The sequence below is a fragment of the Ruegeria sp. AF8 genome (genome assembly GCF_056541825.1).
Genome location: NZ_JBQFYW010000005.1, coordinates 96,600 through 114,169, shown reverse-complemented (window position 1 = coordinate 114,169; position 17,570 = coordinate 96,600). Strand labels below are relative to the sequence as shown.

Below are 17,570 nucleotides of genomic sequence, written 5' to 3'. Positions count from 1 at the left end.
AGGGGCGGGTCTGGCCCGCCCGCGCCGGATTTACGTGTCGATGCGGATCGAGGTCGCGACCGTTCCCTTCAACGCCTCGGACCAGACAAGGTTGATCTGGTCGTTGTCCGCGCCCTGCTGCAGCCTGACATAGGGCGAGGCATACCGGATCGCATTGCCTCCGGTCTTCAACGCATCCAGCGCCACAACGCTGTCGCACCCGCGTGCCTGACCGCCAAAGGGCAGGTTCTGCCCCGGATCGACGACCCATGTCTGCGCCGCCGTATTCTGCGTGTGCCGCAACCGCAGCGGGTTGGCGCTCTTTGCGGAGACCCCGTGGAACATGTTTGCCTCGAAAACCACGTTCACAAACCGGCTGTAATTCAGATCGGCAAAGGTCGTATCAACCCGATCGGCCCGGTCGATACTGCCGTTGATCGAACGGAATTTGTTGCCGGTCACCGTCAGCCCGTTCAGGAAATGCCCGGTTCCATAAGGCCGGATGACGACATAGCTGAACCACGGCGCCACGTCGCCCGACAGGAAGATGTTGTCGGTGATGCTCATCGAACTGAACGAGAACCCGGAAACGAAATCAGGGTTCGGATCGTGTTCGTTCGTCCATTCGATGGAACAGTTGTCCACATAGTTCTCGGCGATGGTCGAGCTGATATAGGTTCCGATCATCACCAGACCCGCAGTGCGGCTGCCATTGGCCACGCCGTCGCCCTGAAAGAAGTGGTTGCCCAGCACCATGTTGTTGTCGCCGCCCAGCACCGCGAAATGCCTGAACCGGGTCGCCCGGTTGTGCCGCAGCTTGACGTCGTTGTTGTTGGTGTTGAGGGCAATCGAGTTTCGGGCCGGCACGTTCAGGCTGTCCTCGGTCGAAAGAAACTGGCACCCGTCGATCAGCATCCCCTGACAGCCGCTGCCGGTCGAGGTGATGCCGCGATCCCTGGGACGGCTGATGAAACAGTTCTTCAGCGAAAACGTGCTGCCTGTAGGGGCCAGCCGGATGGCGCTGCACTGGCCATTGCACTGAAATTCGATGTCCTCCATCCCGAATTTCTGCAACGAACTGAAGCCGCTGAAATCCAGCAGGTACTTGAAGGCGGTAAAGGTGAAATTCTGCGTGCCTTCCGCGTCGTATAGCGGGTTGCTCAGCGTGATTTGCTGCGCGCCCACATTCTTTGATGAGACATAGATCTCGCGCCCGACCCCGTTGCCGGTCACCAGCGCGCCTACGGGTATGTTGGCGACGTTCAGAACATTTGTCAGCGTAAAGGGGCTGCCCGAGCTATAGGTCGCTTGCGAACTGAAGGTCTCGGTATCCCAGGCCGCGCTGGATTTGACATCCAGTTGCCCGTTGCGGATCACCCGGCGCGTGGCATAGCTTGTCCGGTTCGGAACCGCCGCCTGCATGTCGATGGGCGCGGAAACCGAAACCTTGCGCCCTCCCATATCGAGCGATTCATGATCCGAATTGTTCAGCAGCGCCTGAAATGCCTTCTTGAAGCCCAGCGTTTCATCGCCGAACGCCGCGACATAGGTCGGCAGATCAAAGCTCTTGGTCAAAAGCAGCATCTTGTCTGCTGGCATGGTCACCGAACCTTCGAACTCGACGCGCGCGTTCATGCTGGTCGTCTGACCAAGGAAAAAATTGCCTTCGGGCACCAGAACCCGGCGTCCGCCTGCGGCCTGGTCCGCCGCTTCGAAGGCGGCAGAATCGTCACTCGCGCCGTCCCCCTTGGCACCGAAGTCACGGACATCGACCAGCCCGATGAGCTCTCGCAGAAATACCCCGGTGACATCCGCGATTTCGATATCGTCCACCCGCAGCACCGACCCGTTCGGCCCTTCGATGTTCAGGCCGAAATGGCCGTACAGCGCGCTCGGCCCCCAGGGCAGGTCGACACCATCCCGAAATCCGGTGCCCACGATTGCGGAAATCTCGACGACATCGCCATAGGTGACAAGCGTCGTTGCCGGACCAACCTCGGTCACGCCGGTCAGATGCACCTCACCAGCGCGTCCGGCCCAGCCGGCAATCCGGACCGTGGGCAACGGTCCGCTGATCGCCTTGACCCGCGCCCTGATCTGCAAATAGCACCCCGGCAGGATCGGCGTCTGACCCATATACCGGATTTTTTGCAGCGTGTCGGTTTTCAAGACTTCCAGGCAGCCGCCAAAATCCGCATCCGCCGGAACAAAGGCGGCGCTGACCGATCCGTCATAGGTGTCCGATCCGGGGGTGCCGTCGCCGCTTGACCAGACATCCAGCCCGTCCCTGAACCGAGGCGGCATAAACTCGATACCGTCGGTGATCGCCTTGTTCATACGTATCCCTTTCCCAAATGCGCCGCGTGCAAGCCGCCACAAGCGCGTCGTTCCCGTTTTCGGGTGCCCCCGAATGCGAGAAACCGAAATATGGGAAAAAGCTTAAACCCGACTGGTGGCACCGTGACGGTGCCGTTGCAACACGCCGCTGAACTGCACAGTTCCGAAAAGGCACATCCCCGCAGGCCGTCAGGCCAACGGGTCAGTCCGATGAGGGCCCTCAAGGCCCCGAAGAGGTCTCAGATCAACTCGCCCGCAAGAGCCCGATCAATCAGCGCAACCGTCTCTGGTACGCCATATAGCGCGATGAACCCGCCAAAACGCGGCCCCTGAGACGCCCCCAGCAGTACCTCGTAAAGCGCGGTAAACCAGGCCCGCATCGGTTCGAACCGCTCGCGCCCCACGGAATAGACCACCGATTGCAGCGCCTCGTCCTCGAGCGGCCCGTCATAGGCTTCCAGTTCGGTTTTCAAAGCTTCCAGCGCCTCGCGCTCCTGCTCGGTCGGCGCGCGGAACTGGCGGGTGGGTTTGACGAAGTCGTTGAAATACCGCACCGCAAAGCCTGCCGCCTGATCCAGGTCGGGATGCGTCTCGGCGCTGGCCTCCGGCGCATAACGGCGGATAAAGCCCCACAGCGTATCCTTGTCCTCAGCCCCGGACACCGAGGCTAGATTCAGCAACATCGCGAACGGCACCACCAGATTGCTCTCGGGCGCCTCGCCGCCATGGATATGCCACACCGGGTTGTTCAGCTGCGCCTTCAACTCCTGTCCCGGATAGGCGCGAAGTTGCTGGTGATATTCATCCACCGCCTTCGGGATCACATCGAAATACAGCCGCTTGGCCGTTTTCGGCTTCTGATACATGAAATAGCTGAGGGATTCCGGCGCCGCATAGGTCAGCCATTCCTCCATCGACAGGCCATTGCCCTTCGACTTGGAAATCTTCTGCCCCATTTCGTCATTGAACAGCTCGTAGCTCAGCGATTCCGGCGGCTGCTTGCCCAGCGCGCGGCAGATTTTCGACGACTGCGTGACCGAGTCGATCAGGTCCTTGCCCGACATCTCATAGTCCACGCCCAGCGCCGCCCAGCGCATCGCCCAATCGGGCTTCCACTGCATCTTGACGTTGCCGCCGGTGACCGGGATCTCGACCTTCTCGCCATCCGGCTCCTGATAAACGATCGTGCCCTTTTCGACATTGCGCTCCAGCGTCGGCACCTGCAGCACATGCCCCGTCTTGGGCGAAACCGGCAAGAAGCATGAATAGGTCTCGCGCCGCTCCGGCCCCAGCGTCGGCAGCATGATCTCCTGAATCTTGTCAAACCGCGCCAGCGCTGTCAGCAGCATCTCGTCGAACCGGCCAGAGGTGTAATAATCGGTGGCCGATGCGAATTCGTATTCGAACCCGAAACTGTCGAGAAAGTCGCACAGCATCGCATTGTTGTGCTGGGCAAACCCCTCATGCGTACCGAACGGATCACGCACCTTGGTCAGCGGCAGATGCAGGTCCTGCCGCAATTCTTCCTGCATCGGCACATTGGTCGGTACCTTGCGGAAACCGTCCATGTCGTCCGAAAAACAGATGAGCCGGGTCGGAATGTCGCTTAGTTGTTCAAACGCATGCCGCACCATCGAGGTGCGCGCGACCTCACCAAACGTGCCGATATGCGGCAGGCCCGAAGGGCCATAGCCGGTCTGAAACAGCACATAACCCTTTTCCGGCGGCGACTTCTGATAGCGTTTGAGCACCCGGCGCGCCTCTTCAAAGGGCCAGGCCTTGGACGCGAGGGCGGTTTCACGCAGTTCAGACATTTCGCTGTGATCTCCATCGGAAAACGGTGCCCGCCGCACCACGCGGCCAGCCCGCCCCTCCTATTGCGCTGCCGCAGCCAGAGTCAATCGCCCGACAACGCCTGGGCGGTCAATCCTGTGAATATTGCACCGGCTCAATAGGCCGTTGGCTCGGAATGGGGGTAAACGCCCCTGACACCGGGCAATGTCGACAACCGGGCTGCCACTTCCCCAGGCGCCTTGACCTCGAAAACCCGCTCGGCCTCGCCCAGTGGAATGGCGGTGACATCCGGATCGACCGACGCCCCCGCCGCACGCAGGCGCCGACGGACTTCCTCGTCCGTCTCGGGGCCGCAATATGTCACCAGCCATTCCATCCCTGGCTCAGCCTACCAGTGGCGCCCGCATCCGCATAGAGCTCAGCGCCGCCGCCGCGTTGATCACGCCGGTGCCGTGATCGGGATTCCAGCCACGCCCGCCGCCAAGGCTTGTCGCCGATTCCATCAGCAGGAATTTCAGCTCGGCCGGCGTCAGCGCCGGATTGGCCGACAACAGCGCCGCGCCAACTCCCGCCGCCACCGGCGTCGCCGCCGAGGTGCCGTTGTCGAACGGCGTGCCACCCGCACCCGCCGGACGGCCCGGACCGAAATTGCCGAAGAAATGCGAATAGCTGGCGATATCGGGTTTTTGCGCCTCGAACATGCCCGGCCCCTGGCTGGAATAGCCGATCCGCTCGTGCCGGCTGTTGACGGCGGCCACGGTGATCACCTCGGCCAGACTGTTGGATGCATGGATCGACACGCCCGGCCCGATGCCCGAGGAATGGCAATTGCCGCTGGGGCAGTTCTGCCCGCAATTGCCCGCCGCAAAGAAACAGGCCACACCGGCCGACACGACCTCGCGCACTTTCCGGTGCACCGGGTGGTTGATGTCGTTCACCTCGTGATTAGGGAAATGCACGGGGCTGGGCACTCCGACAAACCCGTAAGAGTTATTGGTGATCTGCGGTGTTCCATCCGTGTTCCACTGATCCAGAACGGCCTGGAACATCTGCAACGCGCCGCCCGAATTCGGGATACCCAGGAACGGATAGTCATAAATCCGCGCCGCCGGCGCCGCCACCAGCACGTCGGCCGCGCACATCGACCCGTGGCTGCCAATCGCCGCCGCGCCGGGCTGCAACCCGGCACCGGGGCGGGAAAAGCCGCCAACCACCGGGTACTCATCGCCGTTTACCCCCTCATCGAGAATTCCGACGATAATGTTCTGCCCCCGAAACCCGCTGTTCCACAGCGTGTCGGTCCCCAGCAGATCACGCAGAACATCGATCTCGACCGCATCGCGGAACGGTCGGCAATCGACGCCGCTGTCTGATCTCGCCTCGTCAATCGCCTCCCGCGCCGAATAGAGCGTCAGCCGCGAGTTCGGCCAGACCTTCACATTGGGATTGTCCTGCAACTCGCCCAGACGCTCCCGGCTCACTTGCGCGGGCAACACCACTGTCCGGCTCGTCGGGGCCAGGTCCGGATTCATCGGCTGCACCGATTCCACGAAATCGCCCCCCACGGCCTCGTCGATATCTGAAAACATCGGCACCGGGGCAAACCCCTCTTCGAATTCGATACCGGCCCCGCCGACGCCCGCCAGAAGATCCGCCGCCTGCCGCTCCGCCTCATTTGGCGCTTTGACAGCCGCACCGTGCATTTCAAGAGCGTCAGGACGTTCCGAAGCAAATTCCAAGAGTACATTGACACCAGTCATGACTTACCTCCAAATTTCCTGAAAAAAACACCCCGATTATACACCAAAAACGTGTTCTTCGAAATAAGAGCGCGCAAGAGTTGAATAGCGTCAGCGCTATCCGTATCTTGCGCGGAAACCACAGATTTCATCAGGACGTCACCATGACCGAGCAAGCCCCCCACCCGATGACCCCGCAGGATTGCCTTGTCGCGATCATGGTGGCGGTGTCCGCCTCGGATGAAAACATCCGTACCGCCGAACTGGTCAAGATCCAGACCGCCGTGAACATGCTGCCGGTCTTCGCGAACTACGACATCGACCGCATGCAGCGGATCTCGCAGACCGTGTTCGACCTGTTCGAACAGGAAGACGGGCTGGACGCACTGTTCGGCCTGATCCGCGACAACCTGCCGGAACGGCTGAACGAAACCGCCTATGCTCTGGCCTGCGACGTGGCCGCCGCCGACGGAAAGCTGGCGGAAACCGAACTGCGCCTGCTCGAAGAAATCCGCTACGAGCTGAACGTCGACCGCCTGCACGCCGCCGCCATCGAACGCGGGGCGCGGGCACGGCACGTGGTCTGAGCTCTCTCAGCTTCCGTACAGGTTGCCCCAGCGTTCCAGCAGCGCCTGCTGCAGTTTTCTGGACTGCCGGTTCCACGACCGGGCGCCTTTCGGGCGCTCCCGGTCCGCACGGCGGATCTGCGCACGCCGGGCGATATCGGCGGTAAAGATGGCAAAGGCCAGTTCTGTGCCCCCGGCTGTGGTCACGAACCCGCCCAGCCCGGACACGAAATTCAACGTCCCAGTCTTGGCGTCAACCCTGACAGGATGCCCCTTGATCGGGCGTCCCTTGCTGTCCTTTAGCGCAAAAGGCTTGAGCAGTGGCCGCAAGAGGTTCTCCCTGCGCGCCGCGACCAGCGCCCGCACCAGATCCCCCGGCGCCATGCGGGAAGCACCGCCAAGCCCGGAATGATCCACCATTTCCGTGCGAAAGGCGCTGTAATTCTCGATCGCCCAACGGTTCATCTCCGACGCCGAATCGCGCAGGTCTCCGGGCGGGACACCCCGCGCCGCCGAGGCGGCCATCCCCACCATCTCAGCGGTCAGGTTGTTGGAATATCTCAGCATTCCCTTCAGGATTTTCCCAAGCGGCGCGCTTTGATGCGCGGCCAGAACGGCACCTTCGGGCAACACACGGATCACCTCCACCCGGTTCAGAACGATCCCGTTCACCCGCGCCAGCGTCCGAAACACGTCGCCTGCGTATAGCGCCGGTTTCCGCACTGGCAGCCATCGCGCGCCGCCCTTGCCCAGTGCGCCCCTGGCCACCGTCCAGTTGTCGATCCGGTCACCAGCCTCATAGGTGTAAACCGGCAGGTTCCGGTCGGCGACCGCCATCTTCGCCATTTCCACTCGCGGCTTATAATTGGCGGTGCGCGCATCCATGCTCACGTCATAATTCTTTGCGCCCCGCTTCCATTCAAAGTGCACGCGGTTGAAATTCAGCGCTATTCCACTCACCGCAGGGCTGTATCCGACATGATCGGGCTGTTCGGGGTCGATGGTTTGTACAAAGGGCAACGCGCCGTCATACACCTTGAACGCACCTCGCACCTCGCGCAGACCGGCCTCTCTGAGGTTCGCTGCCAACGTCGCCAGCGCCTCGGTGTCCAAAAGGGGATCTCCGCCACCCGCAAGGACCAGATCCCCATCCAGAATGCCGTTTTCAACCGGCCCGGCCGCAATCACCCGCGTTTCAAAACGGTGTTCCGCCCCCAAAACGTCCAGCGCGTAAAGCGCAGTCAGCGCCTTGGCGACGCTCGCCGGCGGCAACCCGCTGCCAGCGCCCACCGCCTCCAGAGGCTTGCCCGTCTTCGCATCGGCAACCGCAAAGACCACATCCCCCGGCAGCCCCGCCGCCCGGATGATCCGCTCGGGTTCGCTCAACCCAGCAGGACGCAACTGCGGCCTGAGCGACGTTTCGGGCGCGCCGGCCCAACCGGCAACCGGGCTCAGCGCGGCCCCGAGCCCGCTCAGAAATGCACGACGAGAAATTCGCTCAAACATGACTCAATTGAATCTCAGAGATCGCCGCCCGACAAGAAGTTCCGGACAGATTTTCATGCGCCGGGGCAAAATTGTCGACATTTTCCAACGGCGCGACCCCCGATCGTTAAAATGGAAATGAGAGCCGCGCAGGCGCTCAATTCGAAAATCTACGCCCATTTTCCGCGCTGCCGGATTTGCGTCGAACTGACATGCACCATCGGCACATCGGCGAAACACCAGGCGGGCGCCTCGGATCGCCCCAGCAAATGGCGGGCCTGCCCGTCGATCCGATGCCGCCCAAAGGCGCGCGCCGCCGGCGACATCCGTGCCGAAATGCGATCCCCCGGCCGCGCAACCACGCCAACCGGAACGGTTTCCATGATCGACCGCCAGTCACGCCATTTGTGAAGCTGCGCCAGATTGTCGGCCCCCATCAGCCAGACGAACCGCACCCCCGGATAAAGCGCCCTGAGCGCCACCAGCGTGTCCGCCGTCGCCCGCGTGCCGATTTTCGCCTCGAAATCGGTGACCTCGACCCGGGGATGGCGCATCAGGTCACGGGCCGCCGCCATCCGTTGCTCCAGCGGCGCGGGGCCTCGCTCTTTCAGCGGGTTTCCGGGCGAGACCAGCCACCAGACACGGTCAAGCCCGAACGCCTTCATCGCCTCGCGCGTGATGTGGGCGTGGCCCTGATGCGGCGGATCGAACGAACCGCCCAGCAGGCCAATGACCTGACCAGGCCTTGCAAAGGGTATGGAATGCCTCATCATTCTTCGCTGTTGTTCAGAACTGGCGGCCCTTGTCAATCGGCTGGCCTGACCTCGTCCCCCAGCCGAACCCGCCCGGGACGCACCACTTCGGCGCACCAGCCGCCATGTCCGCGCACCGCCGAATAGCCCCCCTTGCCCAACGCCTCTTCCATCCGGCCGCACGGCGCGCAAATCACGGTAAAGCGCAAAATGGCCTCCCCCACCTGCACTTCGCGCCCCTTGAGCGCCGCCAGATTGATCCCCGAGACCACCAGATTGCGCCGCAGAATATCGGGAGCCACCGGCCCTTGCCCCAGATAAGACCCAATCGCCGCCAAATGCTCCTGTTGAATCAACGTCACCGCCCGCTTGCCCACACGGCTGCGGTCGCCATCCAGCCCGTCGGCCCGGACCATAACCGCGCCCACAACTTCCATCTCGGCCCGCCGATCTGGCCGCAAGCCGATCCAATCGACACACCCGGGCTGCGCCCATCCCGCAACGAGCTCCCGCAATTCCGACATTGTTTTCCCTCTCCAGCCGCGCTCATGCAATACCTGCTCGCTGACCGCATGCAAATTCACGTCATCGCCAGCTTGCCCCATCCTGCCAGGTTGGCCATCACGCCACCAATCCGAATACGCCCAGCATTTCAATGTTGTCTTGGCAACATGTCATCATACCGCTTGCCAGCCTATTGACCGTTTTGGTGATTTGGTTTGAATGAATACTCAACTTATGACGTTGATTGAATTTCCCAGGAGCATTCAAATTTGACCTCGCCGGACCAAGATGACCGCACAGCGCATCCGGATTTGACACGCAGAGAACGCAGAGTCCGCGCGCGAAAACAAAATGAGCTCAGTTCAATCGGGCCAATTGCTCCTGCCCACAGCCCCCGCAAAGGAAAAATCGTCTTTAGCGCTGTGACACGAACGGCCATTCGCGGCCGAGGAAAGGTCGAACCAAAGTTCTTTTTTCCGAGATTCCTGAAATGTCTGACCGATGCAGGCTGGCAGCCAGTGTTCATTTTTGAAGAAAGGGACGTACTTTCTGAAATCACCTCTTCGCGCGAGCCGGTCGTCCTCATCAATCTTTATAATGAATTGTTCGAGGCACCGGTTTCAGAAACCATGCTGAAGGCCGAAGCCGCAGCAAATGTGGTATTCAACCCGGTACAGGTGGGGCCGATCCTCAATCGAAAACACAAAACCAATGCGTATCTCACCCGACGGGGGATACTCATGCCGGAAACCAAGGTACCTGAAGGTGCGATGATATTTTCCAATCTGAATGAAGGTACAAGCAAACCTGTCCGGCTGGTCGAACACCTTTCAAACGGAGAACAAGGCCGCTACAACACACGCTTCATCGAAACCCGCCGCGAGTTCGAAGGTGAAGAGTTTCGTTCATCGGTACGGGTGCTTGCCGTGGGGCGCGAACTCGTGCACGGCTTTGTGGGACTCTCTTCGGTGGCTTCCGGCAATCTGTCGGTCCACGGTGTCGACACCCCAAAGAAAGCAAATCTGGTCTCTCATTTCTTTGATGAACTGTTTGCGAAACGAAAAGAAGAGCTGGTGGAACTGACAGCGCGTCTGGGCGAGGCGCTGGGCCTCGGTTTCTATCATCACGACTTCGTTGTCGAACGGGATTCCGGCCAGATTTACCTGTGTGAAACCGGCATCAAATTCGACGCGTTCGCGGTCGTCTCGCGCATGAAGCGGGTGTTGCAAGGCGCACCTTGCCTGCAACCCCTCGCTCCAGAACAGTACATTCCGGCCTGTGCCGAAGCCTTGTTGCGGCAAATCGAAGAGCACACACTCACGTAGATTGCTCAGACGGATTCGCGCTCCGGGCGCTACCCTCTTATCCCGATTGCCCCCACCCATCGCATCCGCTATCACACCGGCCAACCCGAATTCCCCGTACCAGAGGACGCAACATGGCCGCCTATCAATATGTCTACCACATGCAGGGTGTCTCCAAGACCTATCCAGGTGGCAAGAAGTGCTTTGAAAACATCCACCTGAGCTTCCTGCCCGGCGTGAAAATCGGCGTCGTGGGCGTCAACGGCGCCGGTAAATCGACACTGATGAAGATCATGGCGGGCCTCGATACCGATTTCACCGGTGAAGCCTGGGCCGCCGAAGGGGCCAAGGTCGGCTACCTCCCGCAGGAGCCGCAGCTCGACCCGGGCCTCACCGTGCGCGAAAACGTCATGCTGGGGGTCAAGGCCAAAAAGGACATTCTCGACCGCTACAACGATCTGGCGATGAACTACAGCGATGAAACCGCCGACGAGATGGCCAAGCTGCAGGACCAGATCGACGCCGAAAACCTCTGGGATCTCGACAGCCAGATCGACGTCTCGATGGAGGCGCTGCGCTGCCCCCCCGACGACGCCAATGTCGAAACCCTCTCGGGTGGTGAGAAACGCCGCGTCGCGCTCTGCAAGTTGCTGCTCGAAGCGCCCGAAATGCTGCTGCTGGACGAACCCACCAACCACCTCGACGCCGAGACCATCGCCTGGCTGCAACAGCACCTGATCGACTACAAGGGCACCATCCTGATCGTCACCCACGACCGCTATTTCCTGGACGACATCACCGGCTGGATCCTCGAACTCGACCGCGGTCGTGGCATCCCCTACGAGGGCAACTATTCCGCCTGGCTGGAACAAAAGGCCAAACGGCTGGAGCAGGAAGCGCGCGAGGACAAGTCCAAGCAAAAGACGCTCCAGCGCGAACTGGAGTGGATGCGGCAGGGCCAAAAGGCCCGTCAGGCCAAGCAAAAGGCCCGGATCAACGCCTATAACGAACTGGCCGCCCAGTCCGAGCGCGAGAAAATCACCCGCGCCCAGATCGTCATCCCCAATGGCCAGCGCCTTGGAGGCAAGGTGATCGAGGTCAACGGGCTGGCCAAGCACATGGGCGACAAGCAACTGATCGAAAAGCTCGACTTCGCCCTGCCCCCCGGCGGCATCGTCGGCGTCATCGGCCCCAACGGCGCCGGTAAATCGACGCTCTTCAAGATGCTCACCGGCCAAGAACAGCCCGACGCCGGCACCATCGAATACGGCGACACCGTGCAGCTCTCCTATGTCGACCAGTCCCGCGATGACCTCAAGGATAACGACACCGTGTGGGAGGCGATCACCGGCGGCGCCGAGATCATCCAGCTGGGCGACGCGCAGGTCAATTCCCGCGCCTATTGCTCGTCCTTCAACTTCAAGGGCGGCGACCAGCAGAAAAAGGTCTCCCTGCTGTCAGGCGGTGAGCGCAACCGCGTTCACATGGCGCGTCTGCTGAAAGAGGGCGGCAACGTCCTGCTGCTCGACGAACCGACCAACGACCTCGACGTCGAAACCCTCCGCGCTTTGGAGGACGCCCTGGTCGATTTCGCCGGCTGCGCCGTCGTCATCAGCCACGACCGCTTCTTCCTCGACCGCATCTGTACCCATATCCTGGCCTTCGAGGGCGACGCCCATGTGGAATGGTTCGAGGGCAACTTCGAGGATTACGAAGAGGACAAGAAGCGGCGTCTGGGACCGGACGCGCTGGAGCCCAAGCGGTTGAAGCACAAGAAGTTTGTGCGGTGACGGACTGGATCACACTTGTTGGAGCTTTGGGCCTCGGCTCACTGATCACGGTAACCATTCAATGGTTCCTAGCCCGATCAGATAGTCGTCAGTCGCTCCGGTTTCAGGAGCGTAAAGACGCATATGTCGGACTTTGGCAGGCGATGCACCGCTCCGAGATCGATGGAACTGAAGAGGCCGCTCTGCATGTTGGTCATTGGGTAGCCCGTTGCGAATTGGTAGCTCCGCCACAAGTTCGAAACGCCGTCAGCATTCTTGTTGCAACCAGGCCGGGAACAGACGAGCGCAAAGCTGCAGTGCGCCAAGTTTTGAGTGCTATGCGCTCTGATCTGGGAATATCTGAATAAACAAGCCTAGCAAGCGTAGGATGGGGTTTTACCCCATCTCTCGATCAAAACGCATGCCCAGTCACTCATGCGGTCGGTTCCCGCACTTCCAACCACCTCCAAGCTCCAACTCTCAATTGATGGGGTAAAACCCCATCCTACGGCTCTCCGAACGCACCCTCGGCGACCACACCGCTCCACTCCGGATCAACCCGACCCGCACGAATATCGCGGTGTATCGACGAATACGGCCAATCGGTAGGGTGATTCACCAACCCATGCTTGACCGGATTACCCAAACAATACGCCATGTGATTGCGGTAATCGCTTTCATCGCGAATGCAATGCTCCCAAAACCGCCGCTGCCAAATCCCCGCGTCCCCCTTCGCGAATTTCGAGCCGGATCGTAGGATGGGGTTCCACCCCATCGCTCCTGATGCCTTCACCCCGCGCGCAAACCTCGATTTGATCGCACCCCAACGTGTCGAAAAATCCGTGTCACCCGGCGGCAAGGTCCAAACCGCATGCAAATGATCGGGCAACACCACAAAGGCATCACACCAGAAAGGCCGTTCCCGCCGGGTCGCGGCATAGGCGTCACGCAAACACCTAACCTCACGCGTTAACAGGTCCGACGACCGGTCGGCCAATGACACGGTGAAAAAGTACTTGGCTCCGGGAATGCGGACACGGCGGTAATTGGTCATACCGGCATATCGCATCGGACTTGTTAAGGATCGGTGAACCACCCCAAATCTCCCCCATTACCCGCGCCCCGCATCGTTTCGCCCTTTCTCGGCCACATCTGCGCCGCATTCCCCTGATCTTCTGAAATGAGATCATTGGGAGTCCCACGCTATGTCCCTCGTTCTGATTTTCTTCGGCAGCCTCACCGGCCTGGTCACCGCCCTCGCGCAGGTGTTTGTTCTGGGTCATTCTATCTGGCTCGCAATCGCAACCTATCTGGCCCTGTCGCTTTTGGTCCCGCTGCTGCTCGGATTGCTGGCCTGGTGCTTTCACGCCCTTCGCGGCCGCGACGAAAACAGGGGCAGACTCGGCGTTCGCAAGGTCTGATTTTTTCCGCCCGGAAGTGTACAATATGGGCAATTGACCGCAAAAATCCGGTATAATTCGAACATTTCCTTGTCACTTGCCCCTGCCGATGCCATATCCGGTGGGCTTACGTTTTTCTATTCGACCTACTGTCTCCGATTCCGGCGTTCAGTCTATCGATACAGACAACGACGCCAGGCTGTCGCACCAACGCGGGCAGCACATATCAAGGAGATAACGGAATGCCCGCAGGCACCGTAAAATGGTTCAATACCACCAAAGGCTACGGCTTCATCGCACCCGAAGATGGCGGCAAGGACGTGTTCGTGCACATCTCGTCCGTCGAACGCTCCGGCCTGACCGGCCTGGCCGACAACCAGAAGGTCACCTATGACCTGCGCTCGGGCCGCGATGGCCGCGAAAGCGCCGACAACATCGCATTGGCATAAGCCACTGACTGGGCGGGGAAATTCCCCGCCCTATGCTTTCACCCAGCCGACGATCTGCCCTTCGCGCAGCGCGCCGGACTGGCGTTTCTTTTCCTTGCCCCTTTCAAAGGCCACCATGGTCGGAATGCCCCGGATGCGATAACGTCCGCCGGCCGACCGGTATTTCTGCGTATCCAGCTTGACCAGCCTTGCCTGCCCCACAAGCTTGCCCGCAGCCCTTGAAAATTCCGGCCCCATCATCTTGCACGGACCGCACCAGGGCGCCCAGAAATCCACCACAAGCGGCAGATCGTCATGCCTGGCAGCCTTCTCCAGGATTGCCGGGTCGACCTCCGTCGCCTTACCGCTCACCAACGCAGAGCCGCAGCTGGCGCACTTGGGTCCGGCCAGAATCCTGGCCCCAGGTATCCGGTTCAGTTGACCGCAATTCAAACAGGTCAAGGTCTTGTCACTCACAGCGAGGCCTCTGAATTAACACATTTTTCAATTAAGATCGAAACCAGACAGGCGCAATTGCGCTTAACCGAATCTTTCAATACCGGTTCACCGTGGAGACGATCCACCTATCACAAGGCTGTCAGAAGACTTCCGCATTCACCGACAGCCGCCCAAGTTTAAATCATGAGAAAAATCGCCCACCCTCTTTTGCCCGCCCTTTCCGGATTGACCCTTGCTGGATTTGCTCACCTGATCTCGCTGCCGCAGGAACTCGGCGCGCATCCATGGTGGGCGGACAAGGTAATCTGGGTCGGCCTGCCCATCGGCCTTGCGCTGGTCGGGGTGGCATGGGTCCTGTCGATCCCGCGCATGGTCCAACTGATGGGGTTCGCTTTCTTTGCGCTGGCGGCGTTTCTGGCCGCGCAGGGCGGCAAGATGTGGTTCGCCGCCTCTTATGCCGAAGACATGCTTGCGGGACAGGTCTGGTATTTCGGCTGGGTAATTGCCTGTGCCCTGACAACAGCAACCGCTGCATCACTTTTCTGTTTTTCCCGCAAGACGGATTGACCGGCACGGGCCTGCCGCCGAAACTGGACTTATTGGTTTTGTTGTTGGAAAGGGGTTTGAAATGATTTCCCGCCGCGCATTCCTTGCCGCTGCAATCGCCGGCGTTGTTCCGGGTGCTGCCGTCGCCAGGAAAGCGGTCGAGTATGATCCGGTACCGCAGGTCGTCAGGATCAAGAAACAGTTCCTGCCCGGCCAGTTGCTGATCGTGCCACGCTCCTTTTACCTCTACTACGTAACCGAACCCAGAAAGGCGATGCGCTATGGATGTGGCGTGGGCAAGGCCGGGTTGGAGTTCACCGGAACCGCGACCATCGACGTCAAGAAAGAATGGCCGACCTGGCGCCCCACACAGGAGATGATCGAGCGCGACCCGGTAGCCTACGGGAAATTCGCCAATAACGACTACGTTCAGCCGGGCGGCGCCGACAATCCGCTGGGCGCGCGCGCGCTGTATCTGTTCCAGAACGGCAAAGACACGTATTTCCGCATCCATGGCACCAACCAGCCCCGGACCATCGGTCAGGCGGTTTCCAACGGCTGCATTCGGATGCTGAACGAACATGTCATCGATCTGTATGAAAGGGTGCCTATCGGTACGGTTGTAACCGTTGTTTGATCCTGGCACAGCAGAGAGGCCAGGGCCATGATCCGGATGTGGACAATCGCCTGTTTGATCTGGCCCGGAGCAGGTCTGGCCGCGCCACCATACGAACCGCCCGCATCCGAGGTTGCGATGGTCAGATCCCGCTTTGAGCCGCTTCAGCATCTGTCTTTTGCCGTCAGGTTCGAGTATTGCGGATATCTGGGCAGAAACCCGTCCGGGCATCTGGCTTTTACCGTGATGACCCGCGGTGACGAAAACGGCTGTACGCCGATATTGCCGAAAAGCGGTTTCACCCCGATTGCCTCGCTGCACACGCATGGGGCTTATGACGCCTATACACCGGCCGAGATTCCGACCGTTCTGGACCTGGAGGCAGACCGCGACGAGGGCGTCAACGGCTATGTCGCCACTCCAGGCGGGCGGCTCTGGTACATCAACAGCAGCGCCATGATCACCTATCAGATCTGTGGTCTGGCTTGTTTGCCACAAGACCCCGGTTTTCGCCCCGGCGACGATGGCATCATCAAGCAGACCTACACGCATGAGGAATTGATGGAACTGGAATACACCCACTGAACGCTGTCACGGGGCCGTCCAGTCCACGCCTTCTGCCTTCTCGATCATCAGCCGGCCCTCGGGCCAGGGGCGCGTCAGTTTCCCGGCCTGCCCATCCGGCCCGTTCAGCCAAATCGGAATATCCCGTGCCTCCAGCAGAACACCCATCCGGTGATGAATGGGGCGGACATCATTGTTCGGTTTGCAGGTCACAATGGCAACCTGATCCACGGCTACGGTGGCGGAGGCCTGCCACCGGTCGGTGATGGCCGCAAAATACAGCAACCCGCCCTCGGCATCCGAAATCCGCCACGCGGTCTTGCGCCTTTTTTCTCCGGTCCATTCATACCAGCCGTTCGCGGGAACCACCGCGCGGCCGACGCCCTCAAAGGCCGATTTCTCGAAAACGGTCTCCGAACGCGCGTTGATGATCGTCTCCATCACCGGACGCCCGCGCGCATTGACCCGCCCGACCGGGATCATCCCCCAGCGCATCCGCCTTAACCCATCCCTGTCCAGCACGACGATTGGTTGTCCCGGTTGAATGTTGCGGCGCGGCGCCTCATCGCCCAGCCCCCCGACCGGCACGACAAGGCCTTGCGCCACCTGTGCAACCGGCATGGTGAGAAACAGGCGGCCCGGCATAGCGCTTCACCTCGCGGCGGTGGCGCGATCCACCAGTTCCAGAACATGGGGGCCAAGATTTTCGACAATGGCCACGACGCCCCTGGCGTTGGGATGTATTCCGTCGGGCTGCATCATCTGCCGGATGGCCGAAGGGTCGTCCGTCTCCAGCCCCGCGAAAAAATCCGTAGCCAGCAAAGCATCGTGGCTCCTGGCCAGATCGGGATAGATCGCGTCGAAGGCCGCCTTGTAGTCCGGCCCGAAATTGCCCGGCGCTTCCAGCCCGATCAGCAGCACCTCGACCCCGGCCCGGTCCGCGACGGTCAGGATATGATCCAGATTGGCCTGCGCCTCGGCCGGATCGATGCCGCGCAACATGTCATTGCCGCCCAGCGCCACAATCATCGCGTTCACATCCGGCGTCAGCGCCCATTCGACCCGCGCCGCGCCACCCGCCGTGGTATCACCCGACACCCCCGCGTTGATCAGACGCACATCCGCCCCTTGTTCTGCCAACCAGTCGCGCATCCGGGGCACGAACCCCTCCTGCTCGATCAGGCCATAGCCTTGTGTCAGCGAATCCCCAAGCGCCGCGACAACCACCGTTTCGGCGGCGGCAGAGGTACAGATTGCAACCAGCAGACCAGCGGTTAACATCTTGCGCATGTGCGATTTGGCTCCATATCGAAACAGATACCCGACGC

At 60.7% G+C, this 17,570-nt stretch carries 19 protein-coding genes; 8 read left to right on the top strand and 11 right to left on the bottom strand.

What is annotated here, in order from left to right; all coding sequences use genetic code 11:
- Positions 1-30: 30 nt before the first annotated feature.
- The 4 genes from ACR0AO_RS11170 to ACR0AO_RS11155 all read right to left on the bottom strand — a co-directional run bounded on the left by ACR0AO_RS11170 (position 31) and on the right by ACR0AO_RS11155 (position 5,870).
- Entirely contained in the window at positions 31-2,316 is a 2,286-nt protein-coding gene (locus tag ACR0AO_RS11170) for a glycosyl hydrolase family 28-related protein (protein ID WP_480603403.1), read from the bottom strand.
- A gap of 239 nt (positions 2,317-2,555) precedes the next feature.
- Positions 2,556-4,130, bottom strand: a complete 1,575-nt coding sequence (locus tag ACR0AO_RS11165) for a lysine--tRNA ligase (RefSeq protein ID WP_480603401.1) — start codon at positions 4,128-4,130, stop codon at positions 2,556-2,558.
- A 134-nt stretch (positions 4,131-4,264) separates the two neighbouring features.
- Positions 4,265-4,486: a hypothetical protein gene (locus ACR0AO_RS11160; protein WP_480603399.1), complete on the bottom strand. Its 222-nt coding sequence runs from the start codon at positions 4,484-4,486 to the stop codon at positions 4,265-4,267.
- Positions 4,487-4,493: 7 nt separating this feature from the next.
- Positions 4,494-5,870, bottom strand: a complete 1,377-nt coding sequence (locus ACR0AO_RS11155; RefSeq protein ID WP_480603397.1) for a S8 family peptidase — start codon at positions 5,868-5,870, stop codon at positions 4,494-4,496.
- Between the two features lie 143 nt (positions 5,871-6,013).
- Here ACR0AO_RS11155 and ACR0AO_RS11150 point away from each other — a divergent pair, with 143 nt between their 5' ends.
- Complete coding sequence (locus tag ACR0AO_RS11150; protein ID WP_480603395.1) at positions 6,014-6,436, top strand: tellurite resistance TerB family protein; 423 nt, start codon at positions 6,014-6,016, stop codon at positions 6,434-6,436.
- A gap of 6 nt (positions 6,437-6,442) precedes the next feature.
- Here ACR0AO_RS11150 and dacB read toward each other — a convergent pair whose 3' ends face one another.
- The 3 genes from dacB to ACR0AO_RS11135 all read right to left on the bottom strand — a co-directional run bounded on the left by dacB (position 6,443) and on the right by ACR0AO_RS11135 (position 9,176).
- Complete coding sequence (gene dacB / locus ACR0AO_RS11145) at positions 6,443-7,921, bottom strand: D-alanyl-D-alanine carboxypeptidase/D-alanyl-D-alanine endopeptidase (RefSeq protein WP_480603393.1); 1,479 nt, start codon at positions 7,919-7,921, stop codon at positions 6,443-6,445.
- A 149-nt stretch (positions 7,922-8,070) separates the two neighbouring features.
- Positions 8,071-8,670: a nicotinate-nucleotide adenylyltransferase gene (locus ACR0AO_RS11140; protein WP_480603665.1), complete on the bottom strand. Its 600-nt coding sequence runs from the start codon at positions 8,668-8,670 to the stop codon at positions 8,071-8,073.
- 35 nt (positions 8,671-8,705) lie between these two features.
- On the bottom strand, positions 8,706-9,176 hold the full coding sequence (locus ACR0AO_RS11135; RefSeq protein WP_480603391.1) for an MOSC domain-containing protein: 471 nt from the start codon (positions 9,174-9,176) through the stop codon (positions 8,706-8,708).
- A 249-nt stretch (positions 9,177-9,425) separates the two neighbouring features.
- Between ACR0AO_RS11135 and ACR0AO_RS11130 the strand changes: the two genes are divergently transcribed.
- Together ACR0AO_RS11130 and ettA are read left to right on the top strand one after the other, a co-directional pair.
- The gene (locus ACR0AO_RS11130) at positions 9,426-10,481 is read left to right on the top strand and encodes a hypothetical protein (protein ID WP_480603389.1); all 1,056 of its coding nucleotides are present in this window, start codon (positions 9,426-9,428) and stop codon (positions 10,479-10,481) included.
- A 113-nt stretch (positions 10,482-10,594) separates the two neighbouring features.
- A complete protein-coding gene (ettA, locus tag ACR0AO_RS11125; RefSeq protein ID WP_480603387.1) occupies positions 10,595-12,250 on the top strand; it encodes an energy-dependent translational throttle protein EttA in 1,656 nt (551 codons plus the stop codon).
- A gap of 484 nt (positions 12,251-12,734) precedes the next feature.
- On the opposite strand, the gene ACR0AO_RS11120 is transcribed toward ettA, so the two are convergent.
- Entirely contained in the window at positions 12,735-13,283 is a 549-nt protein-coding gene (locus ACR0AO_RS11120) for an REP-associated tyrosine transposase (RefSeq protein WP_480603385.1), read from the bottom strand.
- A 151-nt stretch (positions 13,284-13,434) separates the two neighbouring features.
- Here ACR0AO_RS11120 and ACR0AO_RS11115 point away from each other — a divergent pair, with 151 nt between their 5' ends.
- Positions 13,435-13,650 carry a hypothetical protein gene (locus ACR0AO_RS11115; protein WP_480603383.1) on the top strand — a complete coding sequence of 72 codons (216 nt, stop codon included), beginning with the start codon at positions 13,435-13,437 and terminating at the stop codon, positions 13,648-13,650.
- 221 nt (positions 13,651-13,871) lie between these two features.
- Entirely contained in the window at positions 13,872-14,078 is a 207-nt protein-coding gene (locus ACR0AO_RS11110; RefSeq protein WP_480603381.1) for a cold-shock protein, read from the top strand.
- Positions 14,079-14,108: 30 nt separating this feature from the next.
- On the opposite strand, the gene ACR0AO_RS11105 is transcribed toward ACR0AO_RS11110, so the two are convergent.
- Positions 14,109-14,534 (bottom strand): thioredoxin domain-containing protein, encoded by a 426-nt coding sequence (locus ACR0AO_RS11105; protein WP_480603379.1) that lies wholly within the window; start codon positions 14,532-14,534, stop codon positions 14,109-14,111.
- Positions 14,535-14,699: 165 nt separating this feature from the next.
- Between ACR0AO_RS11105 and ACR0AO_RS11100 the strand changes: the two genes are divergently transcribed.
- The 3 genes from ACR0AO_RS11100 to ACR0AO_RS11090 all read left to right on the top strand — a co-directional run bounded on the left by ACR0AO_RS11100 (position 14,700) and on the right by ACR0AO_RS11090 (position 16,263).
- Entirely contained in the window at positions 14,700-15,083 is a 384-nt protein-coding gene (locus tag ACR0AO_RS11100; protein WP_480603377.1) for a hypothetical protein, read from the top strand.
- 61 nt (positions 15,084-15,144) lie between these two features.
- Entirely contained in the window at positions 15,145-15,699 is a 555-nt protein-coding gene (locus tag ACR0AO_RS11095; protein WP_480603376.1) for a L,D-transpeptidase, read from the top strand.
- A 27-nt stretch (positions 15,700-15,726) separates the two neighbouring features.
- Positions 15,727-16,263, top strand: a complete 537-nt coding sequence (locus ACR0AO_RS11090; RefSeq protein WP_480603374.1) for a DUF4329 domain-containing protein — start codon at positions 15,727-15,729, stop codon at positions 16,261-16,263.
- Positions 16,264-16,269: 6 nt separating this feature from the next.
- On the opposite strand, the gene ACR0AO_RS11085 is transcribed toward ACR0AO_RS11090, so the two are convergent.
- Positions 16,270-16,887, bottom strand: a complete 618-nt coding sequence (locus ACR0AO_RS11085) for an SOS response-associated peptidase (protein ID WP_480603372.1) — start codon at positions 16,885-16,887, stop codon at positions 16,270-16,272.
- A gap of 6 nt (positions 16,888-16,893) precedes the next feature.
- Positions 16,894-17,532 carry an arylesterase gene (locus tag ACR0AO_RS11080; RefSeq protein ID WP_480603370.1) on the bottom strand — a complete coding sequence of 213 codons (639 nt, stop codon included), beginning with the start codon at positions 17,530-17,532 and terminating at the stop codon, positions 16,894-16,896.
- Positions 17,533-17,570 lie beyond the last annotated feature (38 nt).

Bases quoted from the DNA above. Each gene is read 5' to 3' on its own strand.
- ACR0AO_RS11150 (WP_480603395.1), top strand. From the start codon at position 6,014: ATGACCGAGCAAGCCCCCCACCCGATGACCCCGCAGGATTGCCTTGTC.
- ACR0AO_RS11085 (WP_480603372.1), bottom strand. From the start codon at position 16,887: ATGCCGGGCCGCCTGTTTCTCACCATGCCGGTTGCACAGGTGGCGCAA.
- ACR0AO_RS11155 (WP_480603397.1), bottom strand. From the start codon at position 5,870: ATGACTGGTGTCAATGTACTCTTGGAATTTGCTTCGGAACGTCCTGAC.
- ACR0AO_RS11165 (WP_480603401.1), bottom strand. From the start codon at position 4,130: ATGTCTGAACTGCGTGAAACCGCCCTCGCGTCCAAGGCCTGGCCCTTT.
- ACR0AO_RS11115 (WP_480603383.1), top strand. From the start codon at position 13,435: ATGTCCCTCGTTCTGATTTTCTTCGGCAGCCTCACCGGCCTGGTCACC.
- ACR0AO_RS11120 (WP_480603385.1), bottom strand. From the start codon at position 13,283: ATGACCAATTACCGCCGTGTCCGCATTCCCGGAGCCAAGTACTTTTTC.
- ACR0AO_RS11095 (WP_480603376.1), top strand. From the start codon at position 15,145: ATGATTTCCCGCCGCGCATTCCTTGCCGCTGCAATCGCCGGCGTTGTT.
- ACR0AO_RS11110 (WP_480603381.1), top strand. From the start codon at position 13,872: ATGCCCGCAGGCACCGTAAAATGGTTCAATACCACCAAAGGCTACGGC.
- ACR0AO_RS11100 (WP_480603377.1), top strand. From the start codon at position 14,700: ATGAGAAAAATCGCCCACCCTCTTTTGCCCGCCCTTTCCGGATTGACC.
- ACR0AO_RS11170 (WP_480603403.1), bottom strand. From the start codon at position 2,316: ATGAACAAGGCGATCACCGACGGTATCGAGTTTATGCCGCCTCGGTTC.
- ACR0AO_RS11090 (WP_480603374.1), top strand. From the start codon at position 15,727: ATGATCCGGATGTGGACAATCGCCTGTTTGATCTGGCCCGGAGCAGGT.
- ettA (WP_480603387.1), top strand. From the start codon at position 10,595: ATGGCCGCCTATCAATATGTCTACCACATGCAGGGTGTCTCCAAGACC.
- ACR0AO_RS11080 (WP_480603370.1), bottom strand. From the start codon at position 17,532: ATGCGCAAGATGTTAACCGCTGGTCTGCTGGTTGCAATCTGTACCTCT.
- dacB (WP_480603393.1), bottom strand. From the start codon at position 7,921: ATGTTTGAGCGAATTTCTCGTCGTGCATTTCTGAGCGGGCTCGGGGCC.
- ACR0AO_RS11135 (WP_480603391.1), bottom strand. From the start codon at position 9,176: ATGTCGGAATTGCGGGAGCTCGTTGCGGGATGGGCGCAGCCCGGGTGT.
- ACR0AO_RS11160 (WP_480603399.1), bottom strand. From the start codon at position 4,486: ATGGAATGGCTGGTGACATATTGCGGCCCCGAGACGGACGAGGAAGTC.
- ACR0AO_RS11140 (WP_480603665.1), bottom strand. From the start codon at position 8,670: ATGAGGCATTCCATACCCTTTGCAAGGCCTGGTCAGGTCATTGGCCTG.